We start from the raw sequence: 24,015 nt of genomic DNA, 5'->3' as shown, positions 1-24,015 counted from the left end.
CACATGCAACTTGAAGTATGACAGGTATATTTATTTTTCGACTTTTCTATCCCGTATAAATCATTTCGATAAACAAAATCTCTCTGCCAGACTGCATAAATTGTTATCAATGTTAAGCAAAAGCAAACAATTAGTTATAAGGGGAGATTAAAATTATGCGCGTCATTACTCTGGCGGGAAGCCCACGCTTTCCCTCTCGCTCCAGCGCGTTACTGGAATATGCCCGAGAAAAACTAAACGGTCAGGATGTGGAAGTTTTTCACTGGAATCTGCACAACTTTGCCCCAGAAGACCTGATCTATGCCCGTTTCGACAGTCCGGCGCTGAAGACATTTAGCGAACAATTGCAGGATGCAGACGGGCTGATTGTCGCCACGCCGGTCTACAAAGCCGCTTACTCTGGCGCCCTGAAAACCCTGCTCGATCTGCTCCCCGAGCGAGCGCTGGAAGGGAAAGTAGTTTTGCCGTTGGCTACCGGCGGCAGCGTGGCGCATTTGCTTGCCGTCGATTACGCGCTGAAACCGGTACTGAGCGCATTAAAGGCCCAGGAGATCCTGCACGGTGTGTTTGCCGATGATTCGCAGGTAATTGATTATCAACATAAACCTCAGTTTACGCCTAACCTTCAGCAGCGTCTGGACAGTGCGCTTGATACCTTCTGGCTGGCGTTGCATCGTCGCGACGTCCAACTTCCTCAACTGAACACCCTGCGAGGTGCCGCCCATGCTTGATCTTCTCAAGCGTCACACGTCATGGCTGGCACTGAGTGGGTTGTTGTCGCTGTCAACTCTGGGGCATGCCGCAGAATCGGCCCCCGATGCCTTGCGTATTGGTTACCAGAAAGGAAGCGTCAGTATGGTGCTGGCCAAAAGCCATCAGCTACTGGAGAAACGCTACCCGCAGACCAAAATCTCGTGGATTGAATTCCCGGCTGGGCCGCAAATGCTGGAAGCGCTCAACATCGGCAGTATCGATCTCGGCAGCACCGGTGATATTCCGCCAATTTTTGCCCAGGCCGCCGGGGCCGATCTGGTTTACGTGGGCGTCGAGCCGCCCAAGCCGAAAGCCGAAGTGATTCTGGTGCCGAAAAATAGCCCGATCCAGAGCGTCGCGCAGCTTAAAGGACATAAAGTCGCTTTCCAGAAAGGGTCCAGCGCCCACAATTTACTGCTCCGGGCGCTGCAGCAGGCCGGACTGAAATTTACCGATATTCAACCGACCTATCTGACTCCCGCCGACGCGCGAGCAGCCTTTCAGCAAGGAAACGTTGACGCATGGGCTATCTGGGACCCCTATTATTCCGCCGCGTTACTGCAAGGTGATGTACGCGTGCTAAAAGACGGCTCAGACCTCAAGCAAACCGGTTCGTTTTATCTCGCCGCCCGTCCCTATGCCGAGAAAAATGGCGCATTTGTTCTTGGCGTACTGGATACCTTTAGCCAGGCCGATGCGTTAACCCTCAGCCAGCACCAGCAAAGTATTACCCTGCTGGCCAAAACCATGGGACTGCCAGAACCGGTGATTGCGTCTTATCTGGATCACCGTCCGCCAACCACCATTGTGCCAGTCAACGCCTCTGTTGCAGCCCTGCAACAACAAACCGCCGATCTGTTTTATGACAACCGTCTGGTGCCGAAAAAAATCGATATTCGCCAGCGTATCTGGCAACCCACTCAGCAGGCAGGAGAAAAATTATGAGTCTGAACATGTTTTGGTTTTTACCCACCCATGGTGACGGTCATTATCTTGGAACGGAAGAAGGTTCGCGCCCTGTCGATCACGGTTATCTGCAACAAATCGCGCAAACGGCCGATCGTCTTGGGTTTACCGGCGTTCTGATCCCAACTGGTCGCTCTTGCGAAGATGCCTGGCTGGTCGCCGCCTCGATGATCCCGGTCACCCAGCGATTAAAGTTTCTGGTCGCGCTGCGTCCAAGCGTTACCTCGCCAACGGTTGCCGCACGTCAGGCTGCAACGCTCGACAGACTCTCAAATGGCCGGGCGTTATTTAACCTGGTGACCGGCAGCGATCCACAGGAACTGGCAGGCGACGGCGTGTTCCTCGATCACACCGAGCGCTATGAAGCCTCTGCGGAATTTACTCAGGTCTGGCGGCGCTTGCTGCAAGGTGAAACGGTGGATTTCACCGGCAAACATATTCACGTTCGCGGCGCGAAGCTGTTTTTCCCTCCCGTACAACAACCCCGACCACCGCTTTATTTCGGCGGCTCGTCTGATGTCGCACAAGATCTTGCTGCAGAACAGGTTGATCTCTACCTGACCTGGGGCGAGCCGCCCGAACAGGTGAAAGCGAAGATTGAACAGGTGCGGGCCAAAGCAGCGGCGCTCGGGCGCAAGATCCGCTTCGGTATTCGTCTGCATGTGATCGTACGAGAGACAACGCACGAGGCATGGCAGGCAGCGGATCGTCTGATAGCCCATCTGGATGACGACACCATCGCCAAAGCCCAGGCCGCCTTCTCAAAAACGGATTCGGTTGGTCAGCATCGAATGGCTGCACTGCACAACGGTAAACGCGACAAACTGGAAATTAGCCCGAACCTGTGGGCAGGGGTAGGACTGGTACGCGGTGGCGCAGGGACCGCACTGGTTGGAGACGGTCCTACGGTCGCAGCACGTATTAACGAGTATGCCGCGCTGGGAATCGACAGCTTTGTGCTGTCCGGCTATCCGCATCTGGAAGAAGCGTACAGGGTTGGTGAGCTGCTGTTCCCGCATCTGGATGTCGCGATACCCGAAATTCCGCAACCGCAGCGCCTGCAACAGCAAGGAGAAGCAGTTGCAAACGAATTCATCCCGCGCAAAGTCGCACAAAGCTAAGGAGCGGCTAATGGCAACGACGAAAAACAGATGGTTATTGCGCCTCGCGCCCTGGTTTTTACCGGTAGGTCTGGTGGCGCTCTGGCAGCTCGCATCATCAATGGGCTGGCTGTCCAACCGCATACTGCCCTCTCCGGAGGGTGTTATCGAAGCCTTCTGGACGCTTTCCGCCAGCGGCGAGCTTTGGCAGCATCTGGCCATCAGTTCCTGGCGCGCGCTGATCGGATTCTCCATCGGAGGATCGATTGGCCTGACGCTGGGACTGATCAGCGGTCTTTCGCGTTGGGGAGAACGCCTGCTGGATACCTCGGTGCAGATGCTGCGTAACGTACCGCATCTGGCGCTGATCCCGCTGGTGATTTTGTGGTTCGGCATTGATGAATCCGCCAAGATCTTTCTCGTTGCGTTAGGCACGCTGTTCCCGATTTACATCAACACCTGGCATGGGATCCGTAATATCGATCGTGGGCTGGTAGAAATGGCGCGTAGCTATGGGTTGTCCGGCTTTTCACTGTTTGTTCATGTCATCCTCCCTGGCGCCCTGCCCTCAATTATGGTCGGCGTGCGTTTCGCTCTCGGGCTGATGTGGCTGACGCTTATCGTCGCAGAAACCATTTCAGCCAATGCCGGTATTGGCTACCTGGCGATGAACGCCCGCGAATTTCTGCAAACCGATGTGGTCGTGGTGGCCATTATTCTCTACGCCTTACTCGGCAAACTTGCCGACGTCAGCGCCCAATTGCTGGAGCGAGTCTGGCTGCGCTGGCACCCGGCTTACCATATAAAGGAGGCTACCGTATGAATACCGCTCGCTTGAACCAGGGTACGCCGCTGTTGCTGAGCGCCGTGACAAAACAATACGCCACCAATACGGTGCTCAATCAGTTAGATTTGCATATACAGGCCGGGCAGTTCGTTGCCGTGGTTGGCCGCAGCGGTGGTGGTAAAAGCACGTTGCTGCGTCTGCTGGCAGGGTTGGAGTCGCCCACCTCAGGCGCATTACTTGCCGGAACCACCCCGCTGACAGAGATTCAGGATGATACGCGAATGATGTTTCAGGATGCGCGTCTGCTACCATGGAAGACGGTTATCGATAACGTCGGTCTGGGTCTGAAAGGTCACTGGCACAATGCGGCCCGAGATGCGCTGGCCGCCGTTGGACTGGAGAATCGTGCTCAGGAGTGGCCCGCAGCGCTTTCTGGCGGACAAAAACAGCGCGTAGCCCTGGCCCGGGCATTAATTCATCGCCCTGGTCTGCTGCTGTTGGATGAACCCCTCGGCGCACTGGATGCCTTAACCCGCCTTGAAATGCAGGAGCTGATCGTCTCTTTATGGCAAGAGCACGGCTTTACCGTACTGTTGGTCACCCATGACGTCAGCGAAGCGGTAGCAATGGCCGATCGCGTTTTGCTGATTGAGGACGGAAAAATCGGGCTGGATTTAACGGTGGATATTGCACGACCTCGCCGGATTGGTTCCGTGCGTTTGACAGAACTGGAAGCCGAGGTGTTGAACCGGGTGATGCAGCGTGGCGACAATGAAGTTCAGCTACGCAAGCAAGGTTAAAAATGCCGGATGGCGCTACCGCTTATCCGGCCTACGCGTGAATGGTAGGCCGGACCCATCCGGCAATATTATCAGGCTAACGCTTTGTCAATCTTCTCGAACAGATCGCCGGAGAGATTCTCCAGACCTTTCAGCTGTTCCAGCGCCGCACGCATCTTCGCCTGACGTTTGGCATCATAACGTTTTAAGCGAATCAGCGGCTCAATCAGGCGTGACGCCACCTGCGGGTTACGGCTGTTGAGCTCAGTCAGCATGTCAACCAGGAACTGATAACCGCTACCATCTTCCGCATGGAATGCTGCCGGGTTGCTGCCCGCGAAGGCACCGATCAGAGAACGGATGCGGTTTGGGTTACTCATGCTAAAAGAGCGATGCTTCAACAGGCCGCGTACCGTTTCCAGTACGTTTCTAGCCGGGCTGGTGGATTGCAGGATAAACCATTTATCCATCACCAGACCGTCATGGTGCCACTTATTGTCATACTCCTGCATCAACGCGTCACGACAAGGAAGCTGCGCAGCGACTGCCGCGGATAGCGCCGCCAGCGCATCGGTCATATTGTTCGCTTCACGGTACTGCTTGCTTACCAGCGTGTCAGCCAGATGGGTTTCGCCAAAGGCCAGGAATCGCAGGCAGGCGTTACGCAGCGTACGCTTGCCAATATCGGCATGCTCAACGCGGTACTCATCAAGATGATTAGCGTTATAGATGGCGAGGAATTCATCCGCCAGCTCGGCCGCCAACGTGCGGGTTAACGCTTCGCGTACTTCGGTTATCGCCACCGGATCAATGATGTCGAACAGTTCGGCAATTTCATTTACTGAAGGCAGCGTCAGGATCTCTGCCGCCAGCGCCGGATCGATTTTCTCATCCAGCAAAACTGCGCGGAATGCATCGGCCACGTGTACCGGCAGCGACAGCGGCTGTCCCTGCTGATGGCGGGCAACGTTGAGCTTAATGTAGGTCGCCAGCAGGCTTTGCGCCGCGTCCCAACGAGAGAAATCATTACGCGCGTGACGCATCAGGAAGGTCAGTTGCTGATCGCTCCATTTATATTCCAGTTTTACCGGCGCGGAGAATTCGCACAGCAGCGCCGGAACCGGCTGGAAGTAGACGTTATCAAAGACAAACGTCTGCTCTGCCTGGGTGACGTTGAGTACGGAATTCACCGGGTGCCCGCCTTTTTGTAGCGGGATCACTTTCCCTTCGTTGTCATACAACTCGAGAGCGAATGGAATATGCAGCGGTTGTTTTTCAGCCTGATCCGGCGTGGCCGGCGTGCGCTGGCTAATGGTCAGCGTGTACTGTTCAGTTGATGGGTTATAGTCATCACGCACGGTCAGAATCGGCGTACCGGACTGACTGTACCAGCGGCGGAAATGGGAGAGATCAACGTTAGACGCATCTTCCATCGCCTGCACAAAATCATCACAGGTTGCAGCGCTACCGTCGTGACGCTCAAAGTACAGCTGCATCCCTTTCTGGAAGTTAGCCTCACCCAGCAGGGTGTGGATCATACGAATCACTTCCGCACCCTTCTCGTACACGGTCAGGGTATAGAAGTTGTTCATTTCGATGACCATATCCGGGCGGATAGGATGCGCCATCGGGCTGGCGTCCTCAGCAAACTGCAGACCGCGCATGGTACGCACATTGCTGATGCGGTTTACCGCACGTGAGCCGAGATCGGAACTGAACTCCTGATCGCGGAACACAGTTAAACCCTCTTTCAGGCTCAACTGGAACCAGTCGCGACAGGTCACGCGGTTGCCGGTCCAGTTATGGAAATATTCGTGACCGATGACGCGCTCAATATCGAGGTAATCTTTGTCGGTGGCGGTATCGGTACGCGCCAGCACGTATTTGGAGTTAAAGATGTTCAGACCTTTATTCTCCATCGCGCCCATGTTGAAGAAATCCACAGCGACAATCATATAGATGTCGAGGTCATACTCGAGGCCAAAGCGCTCTTCATCCCATTTCATGGAGTTTTTCAGCGAGGTCATCGCCCATGGCGCGCGGTCCAGGTTACCGCGATCGACGTACAGTTCCAGTGCCACTTCACGCCCTGAGCGGGTAGTAAAAGTATCGCGCAGGACGTCAAAATCACCGGCCACCAGCGCAAATAAATAGCACGGTTTCGGGAATGGATCCTGCCACTGAACCCAGTGGCGACCATTTTCCAGTTCACCCTGCGCCACGCGGTTACCGTTGGAGAGCAGGAACGGATATTGCGTTTTATCGGCGATTATTTTGGTAGTAAAACGCGCCAGCACGTCCGGGCGATCAAGATACCAGGTAATATGGCGGAAACCTTCTGCTTCGCACTGGGTACACAGCGCATCGCCTGACTTGTACAGCCCTTCCAGCGCGGTATTCGCCGCTGGGCTAATTTCATTCACGATACGCAGCGTAAAACGTTCCGGCAGTTGATTGATGACCAGAGCGCCCTCTTCTTCTCTATACTCTGTCCACAGCTCGTCGTTTACGTGGATCGACACCAGGGTCAGATCTTCGCCATTCAGGCGCAGGGGCGCGTCGGACGCGCCATGACGGACAACCTGGCTCACTGCGGTGACCACGGTTTTTTCAGCATCCAGGTCAAAGGTCAAATCAATATCAGTAATCTGGTAATCCGGCGCACGATAGTCGTGACGGTATTTGGCTTGTGGCTGTTGTGTCATAAAAAAACCTTTAGCATCTTTAATAGAGTCTCGGCTTCAGTCTATTCCTGTTGCGTAATTCGCGCTACGCAGAATGTTCATCTTTTCAGGCACAAACACCCTTTTTGCTACATTTTTATAACACGTGGCACGAATTGCCCTCGACCAGAAAGAGAGCTTATGGTGTGATCGGGGTTCAATAAATCGCTAAACAGGGTATACTCCAGCGGTTTTCTTAGTTGTTTATTGTACTAAACGCTCCCGTGAGAGGATGCTACTGCGCACCTATGACACAATTCGCTTCTCCTGTTCTGCACTCGCTGCTGGATACAGACGCTTATAAGTTGCATATGCAGCAAGCCGTTTTTCACCACTACTATGACGTACAAGTAGCGGCTGAATTTCGTTGCCGTGGCGATGACCTGCTCGGTATTTATGCCGATTCTATTCGTGAGCAGGTGAATGCTATGCAGCACCTGCGACTGCAGGAGGATGAGTACCAGTGGCTCTCCGGCCTGCCTTTCTTTAAAGCTGATTACCTCACCTGGTTACGTGATTTCCGCTATAACCCGGAACAGGTTTGCGTCACCAATGATAACGGTAAGCTAAACATCCGCTTAACCGGTCCGTGGCGTGAAGTGATCATGTGGGAAGTCCCGCTGTTAGCGGTGATTAGCGAACTGGTACACCGTTACCGCTCACCTGAATCAGGCGTCCCGCAGGCACTCGATGAGCTGGAAAGCAAACTAGTAGAATTCTCTGCTTTAACGAAAGATGTCGATATGTCCCGCTTCCATTTGATGGATTTCGGTACGCGTCGTCGTTTTTCGCGCGAAGTACAGCAGGCTATCGTTAAACGCCTGCAGCAAGAGCCCTGGTTTGTCGGCACCAGTAACTACGATCTGGCCCGCCGTCTGTCATTAACCCCAATGGGTACGCAGGCGCATGAGTGGTTCCAGGCTCATCAGCAAATCAGTCCTGAACTTGCCACCAGCCAACGTGTAGCCCTGGCCGCCTGGTTAAATGAGTATCCTGATCAACTCGGCATTGCATTGACCGATTGCATCACCATGGACGCATTTTTACGCGACTTTGGCGTTGAGTTTGCGACCCGCTACCAGGGATTACGCCATGACTCAGGCGATCCGGTGGAATGGGGTGAAAAAGCCATCGCCCATTATGAAAAACTGGGTATTGATCCGCTGAGCAAAACGCTGGTCTTTTCAGATAACCTCGATCTGAAAAAAGCGATTGAACTCTACCGCCACTTCTCTTCCCGCGTACAGTTGAGTTTTGGTATTGGGACACGGCTAACATGCGACATTCCACAGGTTAAGCCGCTTAATATCGTAATTAAGCTGGTGGAATGTAACGGCAAACCAGTGGCGAAGTTATCTGACAGCCCGGGTAAAACCATCTGCCACGATAAAGCATTTGTTCGTGCACTGCGCAAAGCCTTCGATCTCCCGCATATTAAAAAAGCCAGTTAATCCTTCCAGGGAGCCATTTTGGCTCCCTTATTCGCGTTTATTTCCGAAATCTTTCACTCCAGCTACGAATTCTGCTTGTCTGATTGCAGATGCCAGGTAACATAGGTATCCCCCCCATTATGGGTGGACATGTGTTTATATATCCGACTATTAACAGAGAGAATATTATGAGCGTTGTGCCTGTAGCCGACGTACTCCAGGGCCGCGTAGCCGTTGACAGCGAAGTCACCGTGCGCGGATGGGTGCGTACCCGCCGAGATTCAAAAGCTGGCATCTCCTTCCTCGCCGTTTATGACGGTTCCTGCTTTGATCCTGTACAGGCCGTCATCAATAATTCTCTGCCCAATTACAATCAGGACGTACTGCGCCTGACGACGGGTTGTTCAGTTATCGTAACGGGTAAAGTCGTTGCATCACCTGGACAAGGACAGAGCTTTGAAATTCAGGCCACTGAAGTTGAAGTCGCGGGCTGGGTTGAAGATCCTGATACCTACCCAATGGCGGCTAAGCGTCACAGCATCGAGTATCTGCGTGAAGTGGCGCATATGCGTCCGCGCACCAATATGATTGGTGCGGTAGCGCGCGTACGTCATACGCTGGCGCAAGCGCTGCATCGCTTCTTCCACGAGCAGGGTTTCTTTTGGGTATCGACTCCGCTGATCACCGCTTCCGATACGGAAGGTGCCGGTGAAATGTTCCGTGTTTCTACGCTGGATCTGGAAAACCTGCCGCGTAACGATCAGGGTAAAGTCGATTTCGACAAAGACTTCTTTGGTAAGGAAGCCTTCCTGACCGTTTCCGGTCAGTTGAACGGTGAAACCTACGCCTGCGCCCTGTCCAAAATTTATACCTTTGGTCCGACTTTCCGTGCAGAAAACTCTAACACCAGTCGTCACCTGGCAGAGTTCTGGATGCTGGAACCAGAAGTGGCGTTCGCTGACCTGAACGATGTTGCAGGCCTGGCTGAAGCGATGCTGAAATACGCGTTCAAAGCCGTACTGGCAGAGCGTGCGGATGATATGAAATTCTTCGCTGAACGTGTCGACAAGGACGCGATTTCACGCCTGGAACGTTTCATTGACGCTGACTTCGCGCAGGTGGATTACACCGACGCGGTAAGCATTCTGGAAAAATGCGGCAAACAGTTTGAAAACCCGGTTTACTGGGGTGTGGATCTGTCTTCCGAGCATGAACGTTATCTTGCTGAAGAGCACTTTAAAGCGCCGGTGGTGGTGAAAAACTACCCGAAAGATATCAAAGCGTTTTATATGCGCCTTAACGAAGACGGTAAAACCGTTGCTGCAATGGACGTTCTGGCTCCTGGAATCGGCGAAATCATCGGTGGTTCTCAGCGTGAAGAGCGTCTGGACGTGCTGGATGCCCGTATGCTGGAAATGGGTCTGAACAAAGAGGATTACTGGTGGTATCGCGACCTGCGTCGCTACGGTACCGTTCCGCATTCCGGCTTCGGATTGGGCTTCGAGCGTCTGATCGCTTACGTCACCGGCGTGCAAAACGTCCGTGATGTTATTCCGTTCCCGCGTACTCCGCGTAACGCCACCTTCTAAACGTGCGTTATTGTTTCAAAGGCCAGCATTGCTGGCCTTTTTTATACCCTTTTCATGTTATCTGGATACCCATCTCACGTTAAACACAACCTTTCAATCCCATCCACCTGTTACGTAATATTTCATCGCAATACATTTGCACAAAAAATAACCAGTAATTTTATTGTGGATTAGCATTTTCTGATTAAATAGTACATTTTTTAGCCTTTCGCACGGCACTCCAGACGTCCAAAAATCGTTACCTGTAAAATCCAAACTTTCCGGTATTACGGAGAAAAAATAACCTTAGCAAAATTAAATATAAGAAAATCATATAAATAGAAATAAAAACGAGAATTTTCAGCTCAGGGGTATCCGAAGTTTGACGCTGTTCACAAAGTTGCACAAAAATAACATTTTGTTACACATTTTTTCTTTTTGAAACCAAATCTTTATATTTGTAGCACTTTGACGGTAGCGAAACGGTAGTTTGAATGGAAAGATGCCTGTCAGACACATAAAGACACCAAACTCTCATCAATAGTTCCGTAAATTTTCATTGACGGAATTTATTGGCGGCAGTGGCAGGTGTCATATAAAAACCGATGAGGGTAATAAATAATGATGAAGCGCAATATTCTGGCAGTGGTTATCCCTGCTCTGCTGGTAGCCGGGGCAGCTAACGCTGCAGAAGTTTACAACAAAGATGGTAACAAGCTGGATATCTACGGTAAAACCGTTGGTCTGCATTATTTTTCTGACAGCGCTGCTGACGATGGCGATCAGACTTATGCTCGTCTTGGTTTCAAAGGGGAAACTCAGATTAACTCCGAGCTGTCCGGTTACGGTCAGTGGGAATACAACTTTGCCGGTAACAACTCTGAAGGCGGCAGTGACGCTCAGAACGGCAACAAAACCCGTCTGGCATTTGCTGGTCTGAAATATGCCGATCTGGGTTCTTTCGACTACGGTCGTAACTACGGTATCGTTTACGATGCTCTGGGTTACACCGATATGCTGCCAGAATTTGGTGGTGATACCGCATACAGCGACAACTTCTTCGTTGGTCGTGTTGGTGGTGTTGCAACCTACCGTAACTCCAACTTCTTCGGTCTGGTTGACGGTCTGAACTTCGGTATCCAGTATCTGGGTAAAAACGAACGTGATGGCAATACCGGTCGCTCTAACGGCGACGGCGTTGGCGGTTCTGTAAGCTACGAAATGGATGGTTTCGGTATCGTGGGTGCTTACGGCGCAGCTGACCGCACCAACGCGCAGGAAAACTCTTTCTACGGCAATGGCGGTAAAAAAGCTGAGCAGTGGGCGACCGGCGTGAAATACGATGCTAACAACATCTACCTGGCAGCGAACTACGGTGAAACCCGTAACGCGACCCGCATCTCAGGTGCTGGTAACAGCGGTTTTGCGAACAAAACTGAAGACGTATTCGTCGTTGCTCAGTACCAGTTCGATTTCGGCCTGCGTCCGTCCCTCTCCTACAACAAGTCTAAAGCGAAAGACGTAGAAGGTATCGGTGATGTGGATCTGGTCGATTACTTCGAAGTAGGTGCGACCTACTACTTCAACAAAAACATGTCCACCTATGTTGACTACAAGATTAACCAAATCGATTCTGACAACAAACTGGGCGTGAACTCTGACGACATCGTTGCAGTTGGTATCGTTTACCAGTTCTAATAGCAGACCTCTTTGTTAAATGCCTTAAAAACAGGACTTCGGTCCTGTTTTTTTATATCTGCCAGCGGATTCTTGCGTCTTAAAAAAACACCTCAGCTTTTCGTCAGTAACGGTTGGCATTTTGTAAATCTACCGTTAACCTGATAGCGGACTTCCCTTCTGTAATCACTATGGAACCTCGTCATGTTTGAGAACATTACCGCCGCTCCTGCCGACCCCATTTTGGGTCTGGCTGATTTGTTTCGTGCCGATGACCGCCCTGGAAAAATAAACCTCGGGATCGGTGTATATAAAGATGAGACAGGCAAAACGCCGGTGCTGACCAGCGTTAAAAAAGCCGAGCAATATATACTGGAAAATGAAACCACCAAAAACTATCTTGGCATTGACGGTATTCCAGAGTTTGGTCGTTGTACTCAGGAATTACTGTTTGGTAAAACGAGTTCGCTTATCAACGATAAACGCGCACGTACAGCACAGACCCCTGGTGGCACTGGCGCACTTCGCGTGGCAGCTGATTTTCTCGCAAGAAATACGTCGGCTAAACGCGTATGGGTGAGCAACCCAAGCTGGCCGAACCATAAGAGCGTCTTTAACTCTGCCGGTCTGGAAGTTCGTGAATACAACTATTACGATGCGGCGAACCACTCATTAGACTTTGATGCGCTGCTGGCAAGCCTCAGCGAAGCTCAGTCTGGCGATGTGGTACTGTTCCACGGCTGCTGTCATAACCCAACCGGTATCGATCCTACGCTTGAGCAGTGGCAAACGCTGGCTCAGCTTTCTGTCGAGAAAGGGTGGTTGCCGCTGTTTGACTTCGCATACCAGGGCTTTGCCCGCGGTCTGGAAGAAGATGCAGAAGGTCTGCGCGCATTCGCCGCGCTGCACAAAGAGCTGATCGTTGCCAGTTCCTACTCCAAGAACTTTGGTCTGTACAATGAGCGCGTAGGTGCCTGTACGCTGGTTGCTGCTGATGCTGAAACCGTCGACCGTGCGTTTAGTCAGATGAAATCAGCCATTCGCGCTAACTATTCCAACCCGCCAGCACACGGCGCATCCGTAGTTGCCACGATTCTGAGCAATGACGCGCTGCGTGCCATCTGGGAACAGGAACTGACCGATATGCGCCAACGCATTCAGCGCATGCGTTTACTGTTCGTGAATACGCTGCAGGAGAAAGGTGCGAACCGCGACTTCAGCTTTATCATCAAACAGAACGGCATGTTCTCATTCAGCGGCCTGACAAAAGAGCAGGTTCTGCGTCTGCGTGAAGAGTTTGGTGTCTACGCTGTCGCTTCCGGACGTGTAAACGTAGCTGGAATGACGCCAGATAACATGGCACCGCTGTGCGAAGCGATTGTCGCAGTACTGTAATCTATCGCGTACAAAAAAGGCCGCAATAGCGGCCTTTTTATTTATCTGCGGTATTACCAGACAGGCATTTCGTCCTGCAGGAACGGGTTATGAAGCCGTTCGTTACCCAGCGTAGAAAGTGGGCCGTGACCCGGAATAAACGTCACGTCATCGCCCAGCGGCAACAGTTTACGTTTAATCGAATCGATCAGTTGGCTGTGATCTCCGCGCGGAAAATCGCTGCGCCCTACGCCACCTTTGAAAATCACGTCACCCGAAATCAGTAACTTTGATTGCTCATCAAAGAAGACCACATGTCCCGGTGTATGACCCGGACAATGCAACACCTGCAACGTCACGTTGCCAACGCTGACCCGATCACCTTCGTTCAACCAGCGATCGGGCGTCAGCGGCTCACAATCGCCCAGGCCAAACATGCGGCTCTGCGCAGGGAGACCCTGTAGCCAGAACTCATCTTCTTTTTCCGGACCAATAACCGGTACACCATAATGCTGTGCCAGTTCAGCTGCCGCCCCAACATGATCAAGATGACCGTGAGTAAGCAGGATCTGCATTAGCGTCAGACCGCTGGCATCCACTTCCTGTTTGATTTTCTCGGCATCGCCGCCGGGATCGACCAACGCGGCCAGACGAGTCTGCTCACACCAGATTAGCGAGCAGTTCTGGGCGAATGCAGTGACCGGAATAATACGATAGTTCATACAGCTCCTGTTTCATTAAGCTTATGGATCACCAGTGCCGTGCAGGGCCGGTGTCAATATGCACAAAGTTACTGCTGGGGTAGTATCCTACACCACCTGCGCGCATAGATAACGCAGCTTTGCGAATATTACTTAATGCGATGCCTTCAATATGGAAATCCATGGCCTGCCCTTTGGTGTGGTAGCTTTTCTTGGCCACACCGCGACTGCGCGCACGTAGTTCATTATTGGTATCGACGGAACGATAACCGGAGATCAGCTGTACGGGTTTACGCGTACCCAGCAGGCCCTGCAGACGGAAGAGTTGATCAAACAGTCCGGGGTCAATGGATTTCACTTTATTGGCCCGAAAATCACGGAAAAAGTGGTTAAGTTTTGCTAATTCGTCCTGAATATAGCCCCTGCCATCAAAAAACTCTGCTTTTATTGACTCACCGGTATGCAGGTTATTCAGAGTCAATATACGCGGACGTGGGGTAGAGAGTGTTGCAAACGCAGGCGTAGGCAGGATGGCAGCGCCGAGGGCAATACCACCAAGCGCCAGCAGTTTGCGGCGATTAGCGTCAAATTTGTCCATGGTATTAAGGTCTACAAGGTCAATGTTATCGTATGTATGCTCTAGCGCACGCGGGAAACCTTATCTGGCTAAGTAGTCCACGTCAAGGCTCCCAACCCCAGGAAATACGGGGCTCACAGCCATTTTGCCCCGTTTCCAGCATAACTTACGACAATCATTTTCCTCGAACTGCTTCATTTATCTGATTAATTGCTCGGCTTTTGACACAATTTGTGCGCTGGATCGCGCTGTCAGATCGTAATTGTAAATATCTGTACGATACTGCGTGCGACCATCCGGGCCAACAAATGCGGTCAGATAGTAGAGGTTGACCGGAATATTCTGGCGAATATTCACGTACCGCGTATCCCCTTGCTTCAGGGCATCCGAGATGCGGGTATCATTCCAACCCGCGTCCTGTAGCAGCATATTCGCCAGCTCAGATGCCTTATTCACACGCACACAGCCGGAACTTAACGCCCGCGTATCTTTCTGGAACAGATTGTGGTTCGGCGTATCGTGCAGATAAATAGCGTCCGAACTCGGCATATTGAATTTATAGCGTCCGAGCGAGTTACGTGCGCCCGGAGCCTGCTGAAAGCGGAACGGCAGATTGGACGCAGTGATGGTGGCCCAGTCAACCTGCCACGGATCTATCGTCTCTTTACTGTTCCAGCCGCGCATTACGGTATAGCCGTGACGTTCAAGATATCCCGGATCATTCCATAACTTAGGCAGAATATCTTTTCGGGCCAGCGTCGGTGGAACGTTCCACGGTGGGTTAACGACCACGTTATTCAGCGCACTACTCATCATCGGCGTTTTGCGATCTGGACGCCCGACAATAACGCGCGAGGCCAGCACCTGATTGCCATTCTGATAATAAACCAGCGAATAGGCAGGAATGTTCACCATGATACCGGTAGACAGCCCACTCGGTAGCAGTCGCAAGCGCTGAATATTTAACGCCAGCACGCCCGCACGCTGAGCAGGCGTTACGTTCAGCCAGTCACGCGTGGCAGGGCCAATCGCGCCATCAGCCCCAAGCCCTTGCCACGTCTGAAAACGCTTTACCGCATCGACAAGTTCACGATCGTAAGCGCTACGTCCTTCTTTAGCAGATGTACTGACGGTGGACTCCAGCATTCCCGTACGGCGCAAAATTTCACGCAGCGCGGGAATGTCATTACTCCACTCTCCCGGACGCAGCGTCGCGGTACCGGTTAGCTGAGGCCAGGGCCGCGTATCGCTCACCAGCTTGAGTAGTGATTCATGCATTGCGGCGTACTGCGGATGCTGAGGTGCCAGGCTGGCGACGAACGATGTCAGTTGTCCGTTATCCAGCGCGACCTGCCACTGGTTGATGACAGAAATCGGCGGCGTCGTCAGCGCATAGGGCTTATCGCTATAAAGCCAGCGATTACCTTTGACAGGGATATTAGCGATAAAGTGCAGATACCCCATCATCGCATCCGAGAGCACAATGTCTCTCGCCTGACCGGTTACTGCCGGATCAGTCAGAAGTGCAACCCAGGTAGTAAACTGCGGCTGAAAGCCAGCAATCGCGACCTCGGCCAACTGTTGTTGAAAGGCCTTTACCGCATCACGATTTTCCCACATCGGCTTCATTTCACGTGCGGCATACAGCAATTCCAGTTGGCTCATATACACTGGCGTGAAGCCCGCTGGAAGTTGAGATTGTAATTCGGCGCGGGCTTGATCAACTGACACGCCCTGCGGTAACGGTTGAATCCCCGCCATAATAGCCGTCGCGGAAGATTGTACCTGCGGCTGCGATAATGCTGTTGGCTGTTCACTGACGCTCGCAGAGCTATCGCCAGGGATCATTTCAGGCTCATCGGCCTGCGCATTGAACAGTGGAGCGAATGTTACGGCCAGGCACAAACTGATTGCCGACAGCCGACGACCACACATTTTATTAAGCAACATCCCTTGCCCCCTGTTTTCTTTATCATACTCTATAGCCAGGCACCATAAATCGGGTGTGCAACGCCTGTAGACGCCAATACAACTGAAGTATGACGAGTAAGCCTGCATACCCGTCAGGCTTATCTTCAGTATATAAACTTCGCCAATGTTTTACCTGGTATAATGTAAAGAAGTTAAAAGAAATTGCACCTGCAATTGAGACTTTTCGGAAAAGAAGAAAGGCGGTCAAATGACCGCCTTTCTATTTAGCTTGCCTGCGAGGAGGCATCTTCAGTCCCCGGCAGTGGTTCCGGTAACTGAGGCGCAAATCCGCGCAGCCCCACCACATGAACGTGCTCGGTGTTCTGGAAGACTTTACGCACCAGTTTGTAGGTCGTGCCTTTCTCTGGGCTGATGTTTTCCGGCGCAGCGATAATCAGCTGCATCTGCAAACGCTCACACAGCTCAAACAGAGTCGCAATAGATCGCGCATCGAGTCGTGCTGCTTCATCAAGGAACAGCAGGCGGCAAGGAGAGATGTCTTTCCCGCGCAATCTGCGACCTTCATCTTCCCAGCTTTGCACCACCATCACCAGAATAGACATCCCGGTCCCGATCGCTTCACCCGTTGACAGCGCGCCAGATTCAGCACGCAGCCAGCCGTCAGAGCCACGGTTAACCTCAACTTCCATTTCCAGATAGTTACGATAGTCCAGCAGCTCTTCACCAATGGTTTGCGGCGTGCGTTGCCCCATGTCGATCTGCGGATTCAGACGCTGATACAGCTTCGCCAGCGCTTCTGAGAAGGTCAGGCGATTGCTGTTAAACAGATCCTGATGCTGTTCATGCTGCTCTGAAAGTACGTCCAGCAAGGTAGCATGCGTTTCACGCACATTGACATTCAGGCGAACGCTGTTAACCTGGCCAAACGACACACTTTGCAGCCCCTGGTTCAGCATGCGAATACGGTTCTGTTCACGCTGAATGGTCTTACGAATAATGTTCGCCACGCTGCGAGAGCTGATCGCCAGTTTCTGTTCACGAGAGGTTAGCTCTTCCGTCAGACGGCTCAGCTCAATCTCCATCTGTTCGATGGCTTCAACCGGATCGTCGGTACGGATAATATCCTGGCGAATACGTTCACGCAGATGCTGGTAAACCGCGACGAAGAACTGGATTTTGCGCTCTGGGCGTTTTGGATCTTCAGACATACGCAACACATCGCGCAGGTGTTCGTTATCCGCAACCGCCAGACGTAGCGCACCGAGCGCCTTATCCGACATCGAACGCAGTTCGTCACCAGAAAGATAGGCCAACTCGCGACGGTGCAGACGACGTTCCACACCGTTATCTTTCACCATCCGCATGACTGCACACCAGCCGGCTTTGGCGGTGACTACCTGCTCACGCATTTCATGATAATCACGTTCCAGCTTGCGCAGTCTGCGGGTCAGGTTTTCCATCTCCGCTTCGCAGAAGGTCAGTGCTTTCTCAAGTTGGTTGCGGCGTGCACGGTTGTTGCTGAGCTGCGCATGCAGTTCGTCACGACGGATACGCGCGCGCTCTTCGGCACCGCTGTCCGCACGAACGCCAATATCCTGCAGTTCACGTTGTAAATCATTAAGCAGCTCTTTTTTGGTGTCATAAGAGCTTTTTAGCGATGCCATGACCTGGTTGTACTGGCTTAACTGTGCAGCATGACTGCGCAGCGCTTCACGAGCGCGGGTACGTTCGGCTTCCGCCTGTTCCAGGCGTTCACGCAATTTTTCGTTCAGATCGCTATTACCGCTCAGCATTTCGGCTGAGTCGGAATAACTAAAGTGCGCCCGACGCTGTACGACTTCAGTCAGCGCAAAAGCCTGCTGACGTGCGTCGCGCTGCATCTGCTGGGAATATGTATAGTCTTCCTTCAGCTGTTCAAACTGCTCAGGGTCATTTTGCAGAACTGAAACAATAGGTTCCAGTTTCGCCAACTGATTGCCATGTTGCTGTACAAAACGCGCGGCTTCCTGAGCTTCATCCAGACGCTCGCGAATTTCGTCCACGCGATCGGCCAGCGTGTCATCTGCCAGCAGATTCAAGCGCGGCAGCAGTCGGTTCAGCGCGGAGACGCCCTCTTTCGCCTGTTCAAACTGCATACGGCTTTGCTGATTATCATTTTCATGATTGGTCAGCGCACGTTCCAGTTCAACGCGACGGCTATTCAGTTGGCGAATTTCCGCTTCTGGATCGGCTTCAAACGCCACCGACAGATGGCTGCCGATAAAGCGGCTGAACGCCTGATGCAGACGCTGGGTTTTCTGTACATCAAAGGAGAGCGTGGCGAAACGTTCAGACAGCCCTTCACGCTCGGCATGCAGGGTTTCGATACGGCTTTCGCGCGCGGCACGACCAAAAATAGGCACCTTCGGGAAGCGGGAATAACGCCATTGACGCTCGGCGGTTTTCACCACCACCGCATTTTCCAGTTCATCAACGCTGAAGACGCTATCATCAAACGACTGCGGATCCCCTTCGATGAAATAGAGATCTTCCGGGCAATCCGTCAGCCCTTCAAGCTGTTCGGTAATTAGTGATAGATCTGGTACCACGATGGCATGGCGCGAAGGACCGTACAGCGCAGAGAAGTACGGGGCATCTTCAAGGCTAACGTCATCATAAATTTCTGACAGCAGCACGCCGCCAAAGCGTTCAGCCAGCGCGTTCAGACGCTGATCTTCCGCACCGCCCGGCTGACTTAAACGTTCAATCTCTTCATCAACCGCATTTTTACGTGCACCGACTTCATCACGCTCAACAATGGCCTCACGCTCGCGCTCCAGCAATTGTTGCAGATACTCGGTCACATCCTGGCTGGAGGTAAACTCTTCGCCACACTGCTCGCTAAGCTGATTCAGGCTATTTTGCGCAGCCAGCCAGACAGGTGCCCGCTTCATCAAATGCTGAATACGGGATTGTAGCTGTTCCTGTTCCTGACGCAGCGTCATACGCTGTTCGCTGGCAGACGAGACGCTGTCCGACAAGGCGGCGATGCGCGCTTCCAGTTCCTGGTGCAGCGCTTCCAGCTCATCGATATCAAACTGTTTACCCTGACGCTTGCAGAATTCGGCCAGCAGACGCTCGGCATCCTGCTGTTCGCGCAGACGCTGCTCCAGTTCGCTCAGTCGCATACGCAATGGCTGAACCTGTTCCGCCAGGTGGCGCTGTTCAACGCCTTCGCGCAGCAGTTCACGCGCCACGCTCCAGGCTTCACTACGTGCCAGCGGGCCGTTGATAGCCGCCACCAGCTGATAAGCCTGTTCGAACTGGCTATGCGCGGTTTGCGCCACGCTCATTTTTTGTTCAAGCGTTAGCAGCTTTTCAGTGGCTTCCTGCTCTTTGGCCTGGAAAGTCTCCAGCCATTCTGCGGCGCTGTCGGCTGTCAGATCCGGTAGGTGGCAGAGCTCTTTCGCCCGATTTAGGGCCTGAATCGCCTGGGTATACTGGATGGCTCGCGTCTGCTGGACGTCCAGCGCCTGCTGGTAATCGGCAAGCTGGCTTTTCAGCTCATCCACTTCCAGTTCGGCGGCTTCCGCGCGGGCTTCGTTTTCATCCTGGCGGTCAACGGCTTCCGCAACCACCTCATTTTGTTCTTCAAGACGGATCTGCAGTTCTTCGAGATCCGCTTCGTAGCGTTCAATTTTTTCCTGCTGACGCAGCGCGGTTTGCACCAGATTCAGGTGATCGCTCGCGGCCTGATAATCGGCTTCCAGATCGCCTTCGGCGCCGTTATGCTCGCCCAGTTCACGCGCCATATCCACGTGCTTGTACTGCTCTGCCGCCAGCTGCTTACGTGAGGTATACAGTTCACGACGATATTCCAGTGCTTTATCCAGATGGATACGACGTTCGTTGGCGTGGCGCATATAATCCGCAGCCACATAGTTGGTCGCTTCGCTGATCAAATGCTTAAACAGGTCGCGGTCAGACTGGGTTACGCGAATCGCTTCCAGCGTCATGCGGTTTTCACGCAGCGCGGCTTCCATATCCTGGAACGCTTTACGTACGCCGCCGTTTTCCGGCAGCAGGTAGTCACGCAGTGAACGGGTAATGGCGCTGGAGATCCCGCCGTACAGCGAGGCTTCAATCAGACGGTAGAATTTACTACGATCAGACGCGGAGCGCAGACGACGGGCAATGATGCCCAGATCGAACATCAGCGAATGATAATCGGTTATTGAGTTGAACTGCTTAAACTGCACACCTTCCATCTCATCAAGCTTCTCTTTCAGCTCAGGTAGAGACAGTACGCGCGCCTGGCGTTCGTTCAGCGTTTCCGTCACCAGTTGGGTTGGCTGTACCGACATCGGCAGCCCCTGAATGGCAAACGGTTTGATATCCACTTTGCGATCACGACCCGCAACCTGTTGCAGACGCACACCCACGACCACGCGCTGATGACGCGAGTTGAGGACGTCGAGCATTGAGTAACAGACCCCTGCTTTCAGCTTACCGTGCAGACCTTTATCACGTGAACCGCTGGTTGCACCAGCTTCGGTGGTGTTACGGAAATGCAGCAGAGTTAAGTCCGGAATGAGCGCCGTAACAAATGCCGCCATGGTGGTGGATTTACCCGCACCGTTACCACCGGACAGCGTGGTGACCAGCTCATCGAGATCAAACGTACGGGCAAAAAAACCATTCCAGTTAATCAGCGTAAGTGAGCGAAATTTACCGCGTTCAATCATTATTCTTCTTCTCCACTGTCCGGCTGATTCTCTTCGGGCTCATCGTTGAGCTGCAGACGGTTCTCGACCGCCATCGCTTCACCATCACGAATTAAGCGACGCTGTGCTTCACGCGGATCGTCACCGCTACGCACATCCGCGCCAAAGCGGAAGACAGATTCTGTAATACGGAATTTGCTGCTGTCGTGGCCCAGAAACCACACCATGCCTAAGCGGCGCAAGCGGTTGAGCGAAGAACGCACTTTTTCCTGTAGCTTCTGGCGGTCAACGTCAGAACCGGTTGAACGGTTGTTTACCAGCTTCAGCAGTTTGGCTTCATCCGCCAGCGTTAACAGCTCGTCATACAGCTCTTGCTGGGTAAAAATCCCTTCGTTCGCCAGGCGTTCCGGGCTGAGATAGAGATAGCACAGAATTTTACCCACCATCATGTCCAGTTCAGACAGGACCGAACGCGGAATGAGCGTCGTTGAACGCGGACGAAGGTAAAAGAACCCTTCCGGCGCACGGATCAATTCCACGTTGTAGCGGCTGTAAAACTCTTCAAAATATTCCTGAAAATCCATCAGGAAGGCATGATTATCCAGTTCATCCAGACCGATATGGCGGCCCGAACGTAAGGCGCTATCCAGCGCCGGAAATAACGGATTCGCCAGCGCCTGCGCCAGCTTTACCGGCATCACTTGTTCAATATTTGTCAATGACATGCGCCTGTACCTTGGCTCCGTAATCATTAATCGGCTGCCATTTGGCTGGCAGTCCGGTGAAGTCTGCTTGCGCTACGCCAAGGCGTACCGCCTGATCGATAACAATACGCGCGACGTCGAAATGACGCGCACGTGGGTATTGCGCCAGATACTCGCGCACTACCAAACCGAGATCCAGTGGTGTTTGTCTGGATTTGTAGATAGCCAGCTGTTCTTCGATGATCGCCGCCAGTTGTTCACGGATCTCGTTAAATTCTTCATATTCCAGATCTTCCGGAAGTTCACCGGTGACCTCTTCGTCACGCAGCACCATCTCCTCGTCACGCATATCCAGCAGACGATCGGCGTTGGCATAGGTCAGCGCCCATGGGTCGTCAAAGTAGGTCTGCACGGACTGACGCAGACGCTGGGCGAAGACGCGGTTTTTATCCATATCGATCGCGGTACGGATAAATTTATGCACATGACGATCGTAGCCGATCCACAAGTCAATGGACTGCTGACCCCAGCTAATAATGCGGTCGAGCTTGCTTTGTAAATCAAACACCAGCCGATCAACAAAATGCAAATCATCATGCGTCATTGTGGCGTCCTGGATGCGTAACAGGTTAGCCTGCAGCTTATCCCCCGCCGCTTCCAGCGTATCCTGCAGTTCACGCAGCGTACCAGACGTTTCAGAAAGCAACAGTTCACAGCTGGAAATCGCCGCCCGCCAGTCTTTGTTTAGCAACTGTGCGATGTCGTCTTTTACCTGCTGCTGCTGTTCATCCATGATGCGCTGGGTCAGATCGATACTGTCGAAAATCTCCGCCACCGAGTATTTCAATGGCGCATAGACGTTGCGGTGCCAGTGGAACTCATCGCCACCTTCCGCTGCCGCATCCGCCGCGCGCTTCAGTTCGCCTGCAACAATCGACAGTTGCATGGAAAGACGCAGCGTAGAGAACTCGCGCTGACGAATATAGTAATCTGTGATGCCAATCCCGAGCGGCGTTAAACGGTAAATGGCGTTGCCTTCAGCCTGCTCGCTGGTAAAGCGGTTCAGCAGACGTTGACGCACCATATCGTTGATCGCGTTGTTGGCGCGGACGCCGATGGTTTCGCTGGTTTGCTCAAACGCATCACTCACATGGCGGAACGCATCCACCAGTTCACCTTCACTCATCTCACCGTCAAGTCGCTCACCGTTCAATGTGGCGACCGCCAGCAGGAACGAAAGTCTGTCTACCGGCAGAGAGATGGAGAAGTCATTTTTTCTGGCCCAGGCAACCAGTTCGGGGACTGTCTGGGAAAATTCACTCATAGGTTATCCTTGCATCTGCGGCTCGGGCCGGACGTTTAATCGCGGTGACATGAATATAGCGCCCAAGGCTGATATACGGTTCCTGGCGGCAATAGCGCGTTTCTATTTCTGTTAAAGCATCAAAACAGTCATGCTGTTTTTGTTTATCACGCAGATAATCATGAAACACCCTCACGCCCGTTTTACCGGTTATCTCCCAGCCAATCTCCTCCAGCCAGCCATAGACCTGCTGAGGGTCGCGCGGGAAATCGGGAGACAACGTGCGCCGTTTCTTTTTATACATTCCCTGCTGTACATAGCCGAAATTACCGACCAACACATTACGCATCAACAGGCCATTTGCATTGTAGAACATCAGCGATAAAGCACCGCCCGGGCGTAACATCGACCACAATGTTTTTAAGACGGCTTGTGGATCGGCCACCCATTCCAGCACAGCATGAAACAATATCAGATCAACCTGAGAATCCAAATGCTGTGGGATGTCCTGAGCGGCACAATGTATAAAATGCATGTTGTCGCTCACACCTTGCTCTTCTGCCGCCCGTTGCGCTCGCGCCACCATCTCAGCAGAAAGATCGCACAAGGTAACGTGATGGCCCCGCTGCGCCATCAGAATGGCTGTCTGCCCTTCTCCGCCACCCGCATCAAGCACACGCAATGTCTGGCCCGCGTAGTCGGCAAGAAGTTTGTCCAGATCCTGCCAGAGGATCGTCTGGCGAAGCTGACCTTTAGTGGTGCCGTAAATGTTACGGGAAAACTTCTCTGCAATGTCATCAAAATTGCGATCCCGCATCGGGCTCTCCACACGCTGGCTTTAGGGTGACTAAGTAAAACCGCTATTTTGTCACACCCACGCCGAGAATGAACCTTCCTGGTGTAATATCCCTGCAGATCCCCTGCTGTATGGTTAAAAA

The 24,015-nt window shown here is 52.7% G+C and carries 17 protein-coding genes; 9 read left to right on the top strand and 8 right to left on the bottom strand.

The window, feature by feature from the left end:
• Positions 1 to 155 precede the first annotated feature (155 nt).
• Genes ssuE through ssuB form a run of 5 tightly spaced genes read left to right on the top strand, consistent with a single transcriptional unit; the run spans position 156 to position 4,406 of the window.
• Positions 156 to 731, top strand: a complete 576-nt coding sequence (ssuE, locus tag WC1_RS16030; RefSeq protein WP_016149876.1) for an NADPH-dependent FMN reductase — start codon at positions 156 to 158, stop codon at positions 729 to 731.
• Positions 724 to 1,698 (top strand): sulfonate ABC transporter substrate-binding protein, encoded by a 975-nt coding sequence (locus WC1_RS16035; RefSeq protein WP_016149875.1) that lies wholly within the window; start codon positions 724 to 726, stop codon positions 1,696 to 1,698. The genes ssuE and WC1_RS16035 overlap by 8 nt, the downstream gene beginning before the upstream one ends.
• Positions 1,695 to 2,840 carry an FMNH2-dependent alkanesulfonate monooxygenase gene (gene ssuD / locus WC1_RS16040; RefSeq protein ID WP_016149874.1) on the top strand — a complete coding sequence of 382 codons (1,146 nt, stop codon included), beginning with the start codon at positions 1,695 to 1,697 and terminating at the stop codon, positions 2,838 to 2,840. Before WC1_RS16035 ends, ssuD begins: the two co-directional genes overlap by 4 nt.
• Positions 2,841 to 2,850: 10 nt before the next feature.
• Positions 2,851 to 3,642, top strand: coding sequence for an aliphatic sulfonate ABC transporter permease SsuC (gene ssuC, locus WC1_RS16045; RefSeq protein ID WP_003035843.1), 792 nt, complete (start codon positions 2,851 to 2,853; stop codon positions 3,640 to 3,642).
• Entirely contained in the window at positions 3,639 to 4,406 is a 768-nt protein-coding gene (ssuB, locus tag WC1_RS16050) for an aliphatic sulfonates ABC transporter ATP-binding protein (protein WP_016149873.1), read from the top strand. The genes ssuC and ssuB overlap by 4 nt, the downstream gene beginning before the upstream one ends.
• A 71-nt stretch (positions 4,407 to 4,477) precedes the next feature.
• Here the strand turns inward: ssuB and pepN are convergent, their stop codons facing one another.
• A complete protein-coding gene (gene pepN, locus WC1_RS16055) occupies positions 4,478 to 7,090 on the bottom strand; it encodes an aminopeptidase N (RefSeq protein ID WP_016149872.1) in 2,613 nt (870 codons plus the stop codon).
• Positions 7,091 to 7,356: 266 nt separating this feature from the next.
• On the opposite strand from pepN, the gene pncB reads away from it, so the two are divergent.
• The 4 genes from pncB (at position 7,357) to aspC (ending at position 13,178) form a co-directional block, all read left to right on the top strand.
• Positions 7,357 to 8,559: a nicotinate phosphoribosyltransferase gene (gene pncB, locus WC1_RS16060; protein ID WP_003836860.1), complete on the top strand. Its 1,203-nt coding sequence runs from the start codon at positions 7,357 to 7,359 to the stop codon at positions 8,557 to 8,559.
• 167 nt (positions 8,560 to 8,726) lie between these two features.
• On the top strand, positions 8,727 to 10,127 hold the full coding sequence (asnS, locus tag WC1_RS16065; protein ID WP_003035832.1) for an asparagine--tRNA ligase: 1,401 nt from the start codon (positions 8,727 to 8,729) through the stop codon (positions 10,125 to 10,127).
• A 600-nt stretch (positions 10,128 to 10,727) separates the two neighbouring features.
• Entirely contained in the window at positions 10,728 to 11,804 is a 1,077-nt protein-coding gene (ompF, locus tag WC1_RS16070; protein WP_016149871.1) for a porin OmpF, read from the top strand.
• A gap of 183 nt (positions 11,805 to 11,987) precedes the next feature.
• The gene (aspC, locus tag WC1_RS16075; RefSeq protein ID WP_016149870.1) at positions 11,988 to 13,178 is read left to right on the top strand and encodes an aspartate transaminase; all 1,191 of its coding nucleotides are present in this window, start codon (positions 11,988 to 11,990) and stop codon (positions 13,176 to 13,178) included.
• A 53-nt stretch (positions 13,179 to 13,231) separates the two neighbouring features.
• Here the strand turns inward: aspC and WC1_RS16080 are convergent, their stop codons facing one another.
• From WC1_RS16080 to cmoM, 7 genes are all read right to left on the bottom strand, one after another.
• The gene (locus WC1_RS16080; protein WP_003035823.1) at positions 13,232 to 13,879 is read right to left on the bottom strand and encodes an MBL fold metallo-hydrolase; all 648 of its coding nucleotides are present in this window, start codon (positions 13,877 to 13,879) and stop codon (positions 13,232 to 13,234) included.
• A 28-nt stretch (positions 13,880 to 13,907) separates the two neighbouring features.
• Complete coding sequence (locus WC1_RS16085) at positions 13,908 to 14,456, bottom strand: peptidoglycan L,D-endopeptidase MepK (RefSeq protein ID WP_003035820.1); 549 nt, start codon at positions 14,454 to 14,456, stop codon at positions 13,908 to 13,910.
• 177 nt (positions 14,457 to 14,633) lie between these two features.
• Positions 14,634 to 16,385 carry a L,D-transpeptidase gene (gene ldtD, locus WC1_RS16090; protein WP_016149869.1) on the bottom strand — a complete coding sequence of 584 codons (1,752 nt, stop codon included), beginning with the start codon at positions 16,383 to 16,385 and terminating at the stop codon, positions 14,634 to 14,636.
• Between the two features lie 245 nt (positions 16,386 to 16,630).
• Entirely contained in the window at positions 16,631 to 21,091 is a 4,461-nt protein-coding gene (gene mukB, locus WC1_RS16095; protein WP_003846984.1) for a chromosome partition protein MukB, read from the bottom strand.
• Positions 21,091 to 21,795 carry a chromosome partition protein MukE gene (gene mukE / locus WC1_RS16100; protein ID WP_003035809.1) on the bottom strand — a complete coding sequence of 235 codons (705 nt, stop codon included), beginning with the start codon at positions 21,793 to 21,795 and terminating at the stop codon, positions 21,091 to 21,093. Before mukE ends, mukB begins: the two co-directional genes overlap by 1 nt.
• Complete coding sequence (gene mukF / locus WC1_RS16105) at positions 21,776 to 23,098, bottom strand: chromosome partition protein MukF (protein WP_003836877.1); 1,323 nt, start codon at positions 23,096 to 23,098, stop codon at positions 21,776 to 21,778. Before mukF ends, mukE begins: the two co-directional genes overlap by 20 nt.
• Positions 23,091 to 23,894, bottom strand: coding sequence for a tRNA uridine 5-oxyacetic acid(34) methyltransferase CmoM (cmoM, locus tag WC1_RS16110; protein ID WP_003035803.1), 804 nt, complete (start codon positions 23,892 to 23,894; stop codon positions 23,091 to 23,093). The genes mukF and cmoM overlap by 8 nt, the downstream gene beginning before the upstream one ends.
• Positions 23,895 to 24,015: the final 121 nt, after the last annotated feature.

The sequence above is a fragment of the Citrobacter sp. KTE30 genome (assembly GCF_000398825.1).
Lineage (GTDB): Bacteria > Pseudomonadota > Gammaproteobacteria > Enterobacterales > Enterobacteriaceae > Citrobacter > Citrobacter freundii.
Note: the sequence above shows the minus strand (reverse complement) of the source record. Positions and strands in the feature narration are given on the sequence as shown.